The organism is Pseudochelatococcus lubricantis (assembly GCF_042432495.1).
In the GTDB taxonomy this organism is placed as follows: Bacteria; Pseudomonadota; Alphaproteobacteria; order Rhizobiales; family Beijerinckiaceae; genus Pseudochelatococcus; species Pseudochelatococcus lubricantis.
The window spans coordinates 1,048,808-1,061,149 of the sequence record NZ_JBHLXC010000002.1 but is presented as its reverse complement, the minus strand read 5'-3'; the positions used below and the strand labels follow the sequence as shown (position 1 = coordinate 1,061,149).

Annotated in this window: 10 protein-coding genes; 1 reads left to right on the top strand and 9 read right to left on the bottom strand. The window is 68.0% G+C overall.

Going from position 1 to position 12,342, the window contains the following annotated elements:
• Positions 1-16 precede the first annotated feature (16 nt).
• From ACFFJ7_RS07595 to exbB, 7 genes are all read right to left on the bottom strand, one after another.
• Positions 17-895 carry a 4-(cytidine 5'-diphospho)-2-C-methyl-D-erythritol kinase gene (locus ACFFJ7_RS07595; RefSeq protein ID WP_377592109.1) on the bottom strand — a complete coding sequence of 293 codons (879 nt, stop codon included), beginning with the start codon at positions 893-895 and terminating at the stop codon, positions 17-19.
• 26 nt (positions 896-921) lie between these two features.
• Positions 922-2,838: a tetratricopeptide repeat protein gene (locus ACFFJ7_RS07590; protein ID WP_377592108.1), complete on the bottom strand. Its 1,917-nt coding sequence runs from the start codon at positions 2,836-2,838 to the stop codon at positions 922-924.
• A 149-nt stretch (positions 2,839-2,987) separates the two neighbouring features.
• Positions 2,988-4,352: a glycolate oxidase subunit GlcF gene (glcF, locus tag ACFFJ7_RS07585; protein ID WP_377591584.1), complete on the bottom strand. Its 1,365-nt coding sequence runs from the start codon at positions 4,350-4,352 to the stop codon at positions 2,988-2,990.
• A gap of 3 nt (positions 4,353-4,355) precedes the next feature.
• A complete protein-coding gene (gene glcE, locus ACFFJ7_RS07580; RefSeq protein WP_377591582.1) occupies positions 4,356-5,555 on the bottom strand; it encodes a glycolate oxidase subunit GlcE in 1,200 nt (399 codons plus the stop codon).
• 24 nt (positions 5,556-5,579) lie between these two features.
• A complete protein-coding gene (locus ACFFJ7_RS07575; RefSeq protein WP_166948521.1) occupies positions 5,580-7,019 on the bottom strand; it encodes an FAD-linked oxidase C-terminal domain-containing protein in 1,440 nt (479 codons plus the stop codon).
• 191 nt (positions 7,020-7,210) lie between these two features.
• Positions 7,211-7,696 carry a TonB system transport protein ExbD gene (gene exbD, locus ACFFJ7_RS07570; protein ID WP_166948519.1) on the bottom strand — a complete coding sequence of 162 codons (486 nt, stop codon included), beginning with the start codon at positions 7,694-7,696 and terminating at the stop codon, positions 7,211-7,213.
• Positions 7,697-7,701: 5 nt separating this feature from the next.
• Positions 7,702-8,895 carry a tonB-system energizer ExbB gene (gene exbB / locus ACFFJ7_RS07565; protein WP_377591579.1) on the bottom strand — a complete coding sequence of 398 codons (1,194 nt, stop codon included), beginning with the start codon at positions 8,893-8,895 and terminating at the stop codon, positions 7,702-7,704.
• A 745-nt stretch (positions 8,896-9,640) separates the two neighbouring features.
• Here exbB and ACFFJ7_RS07560 point away from each other — a divergent pair.
• A complete protein-coding gene (locus ACFFJ7_RS07560) occupies positions 9,641-9,808 on the top strand; it encodes a hypothetical protein (protein ID WP_166948517.1) in 168 nt (55 codons plus the stop codon).
• 23 nt (positions 9,809-9,831) lie between these two features.
• On the opposite strand, the gene ACFFJ7_RS07555 is transcribed toward ACFFJ7_RS07560, so the two are convergent.
• Together ACFFJ7_RS07555 and ilvD are read right to left on the bottom strand one after the other, a co-directional pair.
• Positions 9,832-10,401, bottom strand: coding sequence for an NUDIX domain-containing protein (locus ACFFJ7_RS07555; RefSeq protein ID WP_377591577.1), 570 nt, complete (start codon positions 10,399-10,401; stop codon positions 9,832-9,834).
• Positions 10,402-10,404: 3 nt separating this feature from the next.
• Complete coding sequence (ilvD, locus tag ACFFJ7_RS07550) at positions 10,405-12,264, bottom strand: dihydroxy-acid dehydratase (RefSeq protein WP_377591575.1); 1,860 nt, start codon at positions 12,262-12,264, stop codon at positions 10,405-10,407.
• Positions 12,265-12,342: the final 78 nt, after the last annotated feature.

Sequence of the window (12,342 nt, the reverse complement as noted above, 5' to 3'; positions counted from 1 at the left end):
ATATCGCGCCGGCGCGCTACCGCAAGACCGTCGCCCGCACCCACCACGCGGGATGCAGCCGCTGCAGTTCCCGGCTGGCGAGCGCCGCGCGGCTGCGGGTGTCGAACAGGCCGAACACCGTGGCGCCGGAGCCCGACATACGCGCCAGGCGGCACCCCGGCCGCGCGCGCAGCGCCGCCAGCACATCCGCGATGACAGGCGCGATCCGCAGCGCCGGCGATTCGAGATCGTTCCGCGTCTCCCGCAGCAGCGACCACAGCGCCTCCGGCGTCGGAGCGGCAGACACAGGCGGATGCGCGCCGCTCGCGGCATCCTCCCCCGGCGCAAGCCCGAGCGCGCGAAAAACCGCCGGCGTGGAAACGGCCACACCCGGATTGACCAGCACGGCGGGAAGCGCCGGCAGATGCAGGGGCGGCCCCACGATTTCCCCCGTCCCCGCCATCCGCCGCGCGCACGGGTCGAGACAGACGGGAACGTCCGACCCGCTGGCGCGCGCCGCCTCCAGCAGCCGGGAATCATCGGCCGGAATGCCATTGAGTTCAGCCAGCAGACGTAGCGCTGCCGCCGCGTCGGACGAACCGCCGCCGACACCGGCCGCGACGGGCAGCCGCTTCGTCAGGCGAAACGCACCCGCCCGCAGCGCGGGGCAGCGCTGCTGCAGGGCGCGTGCCGCCAAGAGAACCAGATTGTCGGCAACATCGCCGGAAGCCTGCGCCGTGGGGCCTTCGACGGACAGGGAAAGCGCATCGCCCGGCGTGAGGCGCAGCCGGTCGCCGAAACCCGCGAATGCCACGAGGCTGTCGAGCGCATGGAAGCCGTCTGCGCGCCGCCCGAGAATGTGGAGCGACAGATTGACCTTGGCGGGAGCGCGCGCGACGAGCGCCCCGCCGGCCATCCACCGCCCCCCCGCTTGCAGGCCATTCACCTGTCGGGAGCTTCCGACGGCACGGCGGGCGCCGGGGCCGGCGTGCCGGCGGGCACGGGCGCATCGTGTTTCGGCTTCCCTTCGCCGGCGGGCGCCGTCTCCGTCTCGGCCTTGATCACCTTGTCCGCCTTCTGCGGCGCGCTGGCGTCGGGCGCGCGGGTATCCTTTTCGTCGGGAAGCCCGTTCTTGATCTTTTCGAGAATCTTGGGCAGCTCTTCCGGCTCCGGATTGAGATCGCGCGCGTGGTTCCACTGGAACACGGCCTCGATGCGCCGGCCCACGCGCCAGTAGGCATCGCCCAGATGATCGTTGACGACGGATTCGGACGGCTTCAGTTCGATAGCGCGCTCAAGCTCCCGCACGGCGTCCTCGTAGCGGCCGAGCTTGTAATAGGCCCAGGCCAGGCTGTCGGCGATGTAGCCGTCGCGCGGCTTCAGCTCGACGGCGCGCTTGAGCATGTCGAACGCCTCGTCGATGTTCTCATTGCGGTCGACCCAGGAATAGCCGAGATAGTTCAGGATCAGCGCCCGGTCGCTGCCGATGCCTTCCCCGCCGAGTTCCAGCGCCCTCTTCAGGTCCGCCTCGGCCTTGGGCCATTGCTTCGACCGCTCGTAGGCGACGCCGCGGAAGTAATACAGCATCCAGTGGCTGGAGTCGGGCTTGCCCGCCTGCGCGATGGCGCGGCTATACGTCTCCGCCGATTCGGCATAGAGCTTGCGCGCCTGCTGCACGCCGCCCAGCGCCGACAGCACGTCGATGTCGTCGGGCTGGCGTTCCAGCACCTTCTTCAGATAGGCGATGGCGTCGTCGTGGCGTTCGAGCGCGTTGAGTGCGCCGGCGATCTGGATATCCGCGCTCGTGCGCAGCGGCGACTTGGCCGGCACCTTGTCGAAAGCGTCGATGGCGGCCTCATGCAGCTTCAGGCGCGACAGAATGTCGCCTCGCGTCATGGAGGCCAGCGCGTGCTCCGGATCGAGATGGAGTGCGAGGTTGAGGTAGATGAGCCCGGCCACCTCATCGCCCTGCCCGTTGCCGGCGGCGCCGAGGCCGTAGAGCACCTCCGCCGCGCCCTGCTGCGGCGTGGAGACGAGCGGCGCAAGCTTGCGCCCGGCCGCGAGTTCGGCCAGCGCATGACGCACAACGGGATGGCGCGGCAGCAGCGAATCGAACCGCTCGTAAACCGCCCGCGCGTCGTCCGGCTTGCCGCGATAGGAGAGAACGCGCCCGAAAGCGTCGACGACCCGCAGCGTCGTGCCTTCCGCGCTGTGGGCGGCGCGCAGCCGATCCTCGCCCTGCCGCGCGCTGCCGAGATAGGTCGCGATCAGGCCGGCGTGAAAGTCGCGGAATACGTTATAGACGCTCTCGCCGGTGAGATTGTCGACGGTGCCGACCGCCTCGGCGAAGTTCTTCGATCCTGCCCAGCTCCATGCGTTCAGCAGCGTGGCGGTGATGTCGGCCGACCGCCCGCGCCCGCCCCGGTTGAAGAAACGGCGCGCAGTGACGTACTGCTTCTTCTGCAGGGCTTCGACGCCGAGCACCAGTTGCGCCAGCCCGTTGTTACGATCCGTGCGTGCGACGTCGCGCGCCAGCGCGATGGCCTCCGGCATCGAGCCGTTGGCGAGAAAGGCGACGAAACCGCGCTCGCGCAGATCGGGATTGCGCGGATCGGCCTTCAGCGACTCGCGGAAATAGACCGCCGCCGCCCGCGTATCGCGCGAGGCGCCGGCGATGATCGCCGCCAAGAAATTGCCGTCGAGGGTTTCGGCAGGGGCGTAATCCGGCAGGATATCGTCGATAACGGACGTGCGCGCCAACGAGGGACCGACGCCGGCCCCGGACAGGACAGACACGAGCAAAGCGAGGCGCGCCACGCTTTCCAGGCGCGCGAAGCGCGCAAGGCGCGCAAGAGACATACCAGCCACCGGCAAATTCCCCGATCACGAATCCGGCCTGATACCGGTTCGAACAGTCTCTGCCAGAATGGCCCTTTCCGCGCCTGCGAGCAAGACGTCGCCGGTGCATCGCACGAAATTGTGGTGAGCGCGCCTTTAACGCCGCAGGCTCACGCTGGCGCAGGTGTCCTTCCGGATGCCTCGTTTTCGGGCAGTGCCGATAACGCCGCCGGACGGGGGCCGCCGTTCGCCCAGTCCAGCAGCTCGACCGTGTGCACCACCGGCACGGTTTCCCCCGCGACGGTGAAACCCTGCCCGATCTGGGTCATGCAGCCGATGTTGCCCGTGGCGACGATCCCGGCGCCGGTTTTCCTGATGTTGCCGATTTTGCGGTCGCGCAGTTGCTGCGCGATTTCCGGCTGCAGCATGTTGTAGGCGCCGGCCGAACCGCAGCAGATATGCCCTTCCGGCACGTCCTTCACCGTGAAGCCCGCCTTCCTGAGCAGGTTCTTCGGCTCGTCGCGGATCTGCTGGCCGTGCTGCATCGAGCAGGCGGAATGGTAGGCGACACTGAGCCCGCGCGTGCCGGGCTGCCAGTCGATCTTCAGCGCCGTGAGATATTCGGTGATGTCCTTCGCCAGCGCCGACACCTTCGCCGCCTTCCCGGCCCATTCCGGATCGTCCCGGAACATGAAGCCGTAGTCCTTGATCGTCGTGCCGCAGCCGGATGCCGTGACGATGATCGCGTCGAGCCCGTCACCGTCGATCTCGCGCGTCCAGGCGTCGATGGTCTGGCGGGCGAGCGTATGCGCCTGGCTCTCGCGCCCCATATGGTGCACCAGGGCGCCGCAGCAACCTTCCTCTGCCAGCACGACCTCGATACCGTTGCGTGTCAGCAGCCGGATGGTGGCAGCGTTGATGCCGGGGTCGAGCACCGGCTGCGCACATCCGCCAAGCAGCGCCACCCGCCCCCGGCGCTCGCCGATGGCCGGGATGACGCGCCGCCCGGCCGCATCATTGTCGGCCTCGGGCAGCCGGACCGGCGCCAGCGCGAGCATCGCCGAAAGCCTTCGGCCGACGCCCGGCACGCGCGCAATGACCCCGGCGAATGGCCGCGCCAGCGCGGAGGCCCGCAGGGCGAGGCGGAAGCGGTCACGGTAGGGCAGAACGGCGGCGATCAACGCGCGCACGAGCCTGTCGGCGAGGGGGCGTTTCCACGTCTGCTCGATATGAGCGCGGGCGTGGTCCACCAGATGCATGTAATGCACGCCCGACGGGCAGGTCGTCATGCACGACAGGCAGGAAAGGCAGCGGTCGACATGCTTGACCACCGGCGCCGTGGCGGGCTTGCCGCTCTCCAGCATGTCCTTGATCAGATAGATGCGCCCGCGCGGAGAATCCGCCTCGTCGCCGAGCAGCAGATAGGTCGGGCAGGTGGCCGTGCAGAAGCCGCAATGCACGCAGGTGCGCAGGATGCTCTCCGATTCGCGCATCTGCGGCGAATCGAGCTGTTCGGGACGGAAATGCGTCTGCATCGTTCAAACTCCCGCCGTCATGCGGCCCGGCTCCAGCACGCCTTCCGGATCGAAGGCACGCTTCAGTTCCCGGCTGAGGCGCGCCAACGGTTCGGGCTGCGGCTGGAAAACGGACACCGCCGCGCGCACCTCGACCGGCGCGCGCATCAGCGTGGCGTGGCCGCCATGCTGCGCCACGGCCGCGCGGACCGCCTTCTCGCCCGCATCCTCACCAGCCGGCGTCGACAGCCAGACGAGCCCGCCGCTCCAGTCGTAGAAATGGATCGCCTCGCGCTGGGCTTTCACCGCCGCCACGATGTCCGGCCCCCGCGCCGGCGCGGCGGAAATGCGCCACACCGCCCGCTCCCGCGGCTCCGCGACCGGCGCGGCATCGCGCACGCGGGACCAGACCAGGCGGCTGTCGTCGTCTTCCAGCAGCGAGTGGCCGCCGAAGGGCGCGAGCCTTTCGCCCAGCGCCGCGACTCTGTGGCGCACGGAAAAAGCCGAGCCCTCCAGCCGCAGCAGCGTCAGCGCCGGCTGCGGTTGCCCGCCATCGTGCCAACCGTCGGGCAGATGCGCCGCGCCGCTGACGCCATAGGGCGAGCCCATGGCGTCGCACAGCGCCGCCACGCCCCGCCGGTCATCGAGCCCGGCGAGCGCCAGCGTGATCTCGGCCTCGGGAACCGGCAGCACCTTGAAGGTCACCTCGGTCAGGAAGCCGAGCGTGCCCCATGATCCAGCCAGCAGCTTGACGAAGTCGAGACCGGTGACGTTCTTCATCACCCGGCCGCCGGATTTCACGATTTCGCCGCGCCCGTTGACGAACCGCACGCCGATCAGGCTGTCGCGGCAGGCGCCCGCCATGATGCGGCGCGGGCCCGACCAGTTGGCGGCGACGATGCCACCGATGGTCTGCTCGCCGTCCGTTCCCATCAGCAGCGCCGGCTCCGGCGGCTCGAACGTCAGCCGCTGCCCGCGCGCGGCCAGCACCCGCGCCACGTCGACGAGCCGCGTGCCGGCGCGCGCCGCGATCACCATCTCGGAGGGCTCATAAAGCGTGATGCCCTGGAGGCCGAGCGAGGTCAGGCAGTGCCCCGCGTTGCCCGGCCTGCCGATCCCCGCCTTCGTGCCGCTTCCCGCCAGCGCCAGCGGCGAGTGCGCCGCCTGCGCCTGCCTGATGACATCCGCCGCTTCCGCCTCGGACGCGGGCGCGTAAACCGTCATGCGTTCCATCCCGATGTGCTTGCGTTATTGTGCCGTGAGCCGCCCGTCGAGCGGAAAAACCTTGGCCGGGTTGAGCAGCCAGCGCGGATCGAAGACTGCCCGCGCCCGCATCTGCTGCTCCAGATCGGCGCGATTGTACTGATAGGTCATCAGGTCGCGCTTCTCGATGCCGACGCCGTGCTCGCCGGTGAGGCAGCCGCCCACGTCCACGCACAGCTTCAGGATTTCCGCGCCCGCCTTCTCCGCCCGCTCCAGATCGCCGGGCTTGGCGACGTCGTAGAGGATGAGCGGGTGCAGGTTACCGTCACCGGCGTGGAAGATGTTGGCGACGCCGAGGCCGTTTTCCGCGCAGATTTCGGCGATTCGCCGCAGCACCAGCGAGAGCTGGCCCGTGGGGATGGTGCCGTCCATGCACAGATAGTCGGCGATACGCCCCATCGCGCCGAAGGCCGACTTGCGCCCCTTCCAGATCGCCGCGCTCTCCGCAGCGGACTGGGAAACCCGGATCGCCAGCGGATCGAACGTACGGGCGATGGCCTCGATCTTCGCCAGTTCGTCCTCGATTTCCTCTTCCGATCCTTCCACCTCGACGATGAGCATCGCCTCCGCGCCGGTGGGATAGCCCGCCTTGGCGAAATCCTCGCAGATGCGAATGGCAGGGCCGTCCATGAATTCGAGCGCCACGGGAATGATGCCGGCGGCGATGATCGCCGTGACGCACGCGCCCGCCGTCTCGCTCGACGAAAAGCCGATCAGCAGCGGCCGCGCGCCTTCCGCCATGGGCAGGATGCGCACCGTCGCCTCCGTCACGAGGCCGAGCTGGCCCTCCGCACCCGTGAGCAGGCCGAGCAGGTCGTAGCCGGCCGCGTCGAGATGATCGCCGCCGATCTCGACGACGGTGCCGTCCATCAGCACGAGCTTCACGCCCATCAGGTTGTTGGTGGTCACGCCGTACTTCAGGCAATGGGCGCCGCCGGAGTTCATGGCGATATTGCCAGCGATGGTGCAGGCGAGCTGGCTGGACGGATCGGGCGCGTAGAAGAAGCCCTCGGCCGCGACTTCCTGGCTGATGGCGAGATTGGTGATGCCGGCCTCGACGCGCGCGGTCCTGTTGGCGTAATCGACATCGAGCACCCGGCGCATTTTCGAGACGCCGATCACCACCGAATCGGGGGCCGGGATCGCGCCGCCGGCGAGCGACGTGCCCGCTCCCCGCGGCACGATCTTGATGCCCTCGCGGTTGCAATAGGCCATCACCGCCGCGGCTTCCTCCGTCGAGGACGGCAGCACGACGGCGAGCGGCACCTGCCGGTAGGCGGCGAGCGCATCCGTCTCGAAGGCACGCCGCTCGTCCTCGCTCGTGATCAGCGCGTCCGGCGCGACGAGCCGCGCGAGATCGGCCCAGATGGCCTCGCGGCGCGCCAGTATGGCGGGGTCTGGTTCGGGAAAGGCAATCGAGGCCATGACGGTTCACCGTTTCCAACGCACCTGCCGACCGGATGGAAGCACCCGATCGCTCGGAAGTCGCGTCAATAAGGGATCGCAGACACGGACGCGGCCGAGTCTGGAACGCTTCGAACAATGAACAGCGCCCGCCCGCGCAAGTCAATGCACGGACGGGCGACAGACCTTTGACGAAATCGCACTATTGAGTGTCAGGGCGCGACGGGCACCGGGGCGGGCGCGGGCGGGGCAGCAGCGGGCTGCACGCCCGGGGCGCCGCCGGCGGGCGCCGCTTCCATGCCGACGAGGGCGATTTTCAGATAGCCGGAGGCGCGCAGGAGGTTCATCACCTCCATCAGTTCGCCGTAGGCGACTTCCTTGTCGGCGCGCAGGAAGATGCGCTCCTCGCGGTTGTTCTGCGTGAGGCGGTCGAGTTCGGCCTGCAGCACCTCGCGTTGCACGGCCTGCTCGCCCACGGAAAGCGTGAGATCGCTCTGTACCGTCAGGTACAACGGCTTGTCGGGCCGCTGCTGCGGCGTCGCGTTGGAGGCCGGCAGGTCGACCTGCACGTCCACCGTCGACAGCGGCGCAGCGACCATGAAGATGATCAGCAGCACGAGCATCACGTCGATGAACGGGGTGACGTTGATCTCGTGGTTTTCGGAGAGGTCGTCCCCCTCCTGCAGACGTCCCGCCATCGCGCCTACTCCGCCGCCGAACGCAGCGGGGCGACGTGCGCGCCGCCCGCCTGCCCATTCCGGTGCCGGTTCGCCGCGTTACGGTCGAGATCGCGCGACAGGTGCCGCAGCACCTCCGCAGATGCATCGCCCAGCAGCGCCTTGTAGCCGCTGATCGAACGCGCGAAGACGTTGTACACGATCACCGCCGGAATGGCCGCGACGAGGCCGATGGCCGTGGCGAGCAGCGCCTCGGCGATGCCTGGGGCCACCACGGCGAGGTTCGTCGTGTTCGACTTCGCGATGCCGATGAACGAGTTCATGATGCCCCACACCGTGCCGAACAGACCAACGAACGGCGCTGTCGAGCCGATGGTGGCGAGCACGCCCGTGCCGACGCTCATGCGCCGCCCTGCCCGCGCCTCGATGCGCGACAGCAGGATTTCCGCGCGCTCCTTGATGCCCCCGGCCGGCAGGTCGCCCGAGCGCTGCGCCTCGTCGAGCGCCCCGCGCACGAACTGCGCCACCATGCCGCTGCCGCCGCGCCCGACACGGAACGCAGCCTCCGCCTCATTCAGGGTCTGGGAGCGCTTCACGATCTCGTGACCGGCACGCACCCTGCGGCGCGCGACGAAGAGTTCGAGGCTTTTCGCGACCCACACCGTCCACGTCACCAGCGAAGCGAACACGAGGCCGAGCATCACCGCCTTCACGACGATATCCGCCTGAAGGAACATGCCCCACGGCGAAAGATCGTGCAGGCCCCCTTCGCCCTCCGGCGGCGTCAGCGACGGCAGGTCGGGCAGCAATTCGGTGCCGGGCAGGCTGCTGCCGGCCGCTTCCGGAACAGCGCTCTGCTGGGCATCCGGCGAAATCGGCTGCGGCGCGGCCGGTGCAGTGCCATCGGTCACGGAGCCCGCCGGAGCATCGCTGGCCGCAGGTTGGGGCGCACCGGCCACCGGGGCCGGCTGCTGGGCGACGGGCACCTCGGGCGGCGACACGGCGGGAACCTGGCCCTGCGGCTGGCCCAGCGTCGCGCCCTGCCCTTGCGTTGTGCCCTGCGCAGGCGTTTCGGACGTGGGCGCCGCCGTTTGCCCCCACGCCTGAGATGCCAGCAGTGACGAAGCCTGCAGCGCGACTGCAATCGCCAGCATCGGAACGAGGCGGCGCGCGATCGTTCTGCAGGCAACGGAAGAGCGCAAAGCCGGAACGGTAGCCATCGGATCGGTTCTCACTTCATGTTTCATGAGAGCGCCGCCGCCTTCCACCGAGCCGCGCGCACGCCCCCTCACTTCCTGTTGTCCCGCTCTTTCAAACCGGAAAAGCGGCATTCGCCTTTCCCGCGACTGCTCCAGGCGGCGGAACACCCCCGCAACACGAAAAGCGGTCCCTTTCGCTCTCGCCAGGGGCCGCATATTCTTCTGTCCGGAGTCTTGAAACCTGGTCTCTGTCATCCACATGCGCGCTTTGTACGCTCCGCGCGCGCCTTGTTCAACAACGATCTATTTTAACTATTCCAATATAAAAACAAATATCGCGCAGCTGGCAACGATTTTCTATGCTCTATTATCAATTCCGGGACATATATACAGTTTCACACGCTTCGATTGCCTATCGCGAAAGAAATTTCACGGCTCAGATTTCTCTTTATGAAGAAAATATAAAACATAGACATTTCTTATAACGCCATTCCGGATCAGCGGACAAGAAATCGCAGCCGTATCGCCGACCGCTCTCTTTGCTCATACATCGAACCGGGCCAGGAAACGGGAACCCACTTTTGACTCGATGCTCCGGTTCCTGCTCATTCGGCCGCCCAGCACACAGCTGAAAAACGCGGCGAAGGCATGGTCACGATAAATTTGCCGGGCAGCAAAATGCGACAGCCTGCAAACGTTGTTTATTCGCCGGCCGCTTTACCTTATAAGCACGCGATCAACTGCACCCTACCCGGGAACGACAATCATGCACCGCCTCGTTTCACTGCTTTCCATCGCCCTCGTTGCGGGCTCGCTCGCCGGCTGCGCGGGCATGACGCTGACGCCGCAGCAGCGCGCGGAGCGTCAGCTTGGCGTGCCCGAGTACGTGCAGGTGCAGACGCGCCGCCCGCCGATCGGCAGCACCCTGCGGTAAGCGCCTGCCATGCGGGACAGACTTCAGGCGAAGAGTTCCGGCCGCCTCAGCCGCAGCGCCTGCACGGTTGCGTAGCTTTTCAGGTCTGAAAGCGCGCCGCTGTCCACCAGCGCCGCGAGTTGTGCGAGCGGCAACTCCACGACGGTGATGCCCTCGTTCTCTTCGGCGAGCCCGCCACCAGCCGCCACGCGGTCCGCCTGCGCGTAGGGCGCGAGGTAGAGCGCGATACGCTCCGTCGATATGCCCGGCATCGGCCAGGCGTCGACGACGTGGTCCAGCGCGCCGAGCCGCAGGCCGCCTTCCTCCATGGCCTCGCGGCGCACGCAGGCCTCGCGCGTTTCATCGTCCTCCAGACCGCCGGCGATGATCTCCAGCAGTGCCGTGTCGCCGGACACAAGGTGGACCGGCGGTCGGAACTGGCTGACCATGAGCGCGACGCGCCGTTCGGGATCGTAGGCGAGCACGGCCACGGCCGCGCCGTGATCCTCGATCTCCCGGCGGATGATCTGCCCGTCGGGGAGCCGGATGGTCGCGATCATGAAGCGGCCCCAGCCCTCGTGGACGATCTTGGTGTCGGTGATCTCGAAGGCCATCGGTCAGCGCCGCCTGGCCAGCGCGCCGTCGACATCGCGGACCGCGCCACGTGCCGCCGAGGTGGTCATCGCCGCATAGGCCCTGAGCGCCGCCGAAACGTTGCGCTTGCGCGGCCCCGGGTGCCATGCGTCCGGCCCGCGTGCCTCCATCTGCGCACGCCGACGGGCGAGTTCCTCGTCCGGGATGGCGAGGTGGATGCGCCGCGCCGGGATGTCGATCTCGATGATGTCGCCTTCCTCCACCAGCCCGATGGCGCCGCCCTCCGCTGCCTCCGGCGAGACGTGACCGATGGACAGGCCCGAGGAACCGCCCGAGAAGCGCCCGTCCGTGATCAGCGCGCAGGCCTTGCCGAGCCCCTTCGATTTCAGGTAGCTCGTCGGGTAGAGCATTTCCTGCATGCCCGGGCCGCCGCGCGGGCCTTCATAGCGAATGAGCACGATATCGCCCCTGCTGATGCGCCCGCGCAGGATGGCGTCCACCGCAGCATCCTGGCTCTCGAAAATCCGCGCCGGTCCGGAAAATACCAGAATCGATTCGTCGACGCCCGCCGTCTTCACGATGCAGCCTTCTTCCGCCAGATTGCCGTAGAGCACCGCAAGGCCGCCGTCCTTCGAGAAGGCGTGCTCGGCGTTGCGGATGACACCCGTCTCGCGGTCAGCGTCGAGTTCCTCCCAGCGGCTCGCCTGGCTGAAGGCAACCTGCGTCGGCACCCCGCCGGGAGCGGCGCGGTAGAATTCGCGCACCGACTCGCTGTTAGCGCGGGTGATGTCCCAGCGGTCGATGGCGTGCCCCAGCGTCGGGCTGTGAACGGTCGGCAGATCGGTCTCCAGCAAACCCGCCCGGTCCAGCTCGCCCAGAATGGCGAAGATGCCGCCGGCGCGGTGAACGTCTTCCATATGCACATTGCCAACTGCGGGCGCGACCTTGCAGAGCACCGGCACGCGGCGCGAGAGCCGGTCGATGTCGGCCATGGTGAAATCGACCCCCGCCTCATTGGCGGCGGCAAGCAGATGCAGCACCGTGTTGGTCGACCCGCCCATGGAGATGTCGAGCGCCATGGCGTTCTCGAACGCGGCGAGCGTGGCGATGGAGCGCGGCAGCACACTCTCGTCGTCCTGCTCGTAGTAGCGGCGCGCCAGGTCTACGATCAGGTGTCCGGCCTCGACGAACAGGCGCCTGCGGTCGGCGTGGGTGGCGAGCGTCGAGCCGTTGCCCGGCAGCGAGAGCCCCAGCGCCTCCGTGAGGCAGTTCATCGAGTTGGCGGTGAACATGCCCGAGCACGAGCCGCAGGTCGGGCAGGCGGAACGCTCAATGGCCTGCACATCCTCGTCGGACACGCTGTCATCAGCGGCGGCGACCATCGCGTCGACCAGATCGAGCGCCTTCACCTTGCCGCTCAGGACGACCTTGCCCGCCTCCATCGGCCCGCCGGAAACGAACACGGCGGGAATGTTGAGCCGCAGCGCCGCCATCAGCATGCCGGGCGTGATCTTGTCGCAGTTCGAAATGCACACCATCGCGTCGGCGCAATGGGCGTTGACCATGTACTCGACCGAATCCGCGATGATCTCGCGCGAGGGCAGGCTGTAGAGCATGCCGTCGTGGCCCATGGCGATGCCGTCGTCGACGGCGATCGTGTTGAACTCCTTCGCCACGCCGCCCGCCTGCTCGATCTCCCGCGCGACGAGCTGGCCGAGGTCCTTCAGATGTACGTGTCCCGGAACGAACTGCGTGAACGAGTTGACGACGGCGATGATCGGCTTGCCGAAGTCGCCGTCTTTCATGCCCGTGGCGCGCCACAGACCCCGCGCGCCCGCCATGTTGCGGCCGTGCGTGGTGGTTCGGGAACGATATGCTGGCATCCTGACCTCTTCAAAGACATCGCAATCGGACCGGCGCTACAGCCATGCGGGACGCCGCGCCGACCTCCTCCAAAGGTG

Coding starts and splice junctions, on each gene's coding strand:
- ACFFJ7_RS07595 (WP_377592109.1), bottom strand. CDS start 895: ATGGCCGGCGGGGCGCTCGTCGCGCGCGCTCCCGCCAAGGTCAATCTG.
- ACFFJ7_RS07590 (WP_377592108.1), bottom strand. CDS start 2,838: ATGTCTCTTGCGCGCCTTGCGCGCTTCGCGCGCCTGGAAAGCGTGGCG.
- glcF (WP_377591584.1), bottom strand. CDS start 4,352: ATGCAGACGCATTTCCGTCCCGAACAGCTCGATTCGCCGCAGATGCGC.
- glcE (WP_377591582.1), bottom strand. CDS start 5,555: ATGACGGTTTACGCGCCCGCGTCCGAGGCGGAAGCGGCGGATGTCATC.
- ACFFJ7_RS07575 (WP_166948521.1), bottom strand. CDS start 7,019: ATGGCCTCGATTGCCTTTCCCGAACCAGACCCCGCCATACTGGCGCGC.
- exbD (WP_166948519.1), bottom strand. CDS start 7,696: ATGGCGGGACGTCTGCAGGAGGGGGACGACCTCTCCGAAAACCACGAG.
- exbB (WP_377591579.1), bottom strand. CDS start 8,895: ATGGCTACCGTTCCGGCTTTGCGCTCTTCCGTTGCCTGCAGAACGATC.
- ACFFJ7_RS07560 (WP_166948517.1), top strand. CDS start 9,641: ATGCACCGCCTCGTTTCACTGCTTTCCATCGCCCTCGTTGCGGGCTCG.
- ACFFJ7_RS07555 (WP_377591577.1), bottom strand. CDS start 10,401: ATGGCCTTCGAGATCACCGACACCAAGATCGTCCACGAGGGCTGGGGC.
- ilvD (WP_377591575.1), bottom strand. CDS start 12,264: ATGCCAGCATATCGTTCCCGAACCACCACGCACGGCCGCAACATGGCG.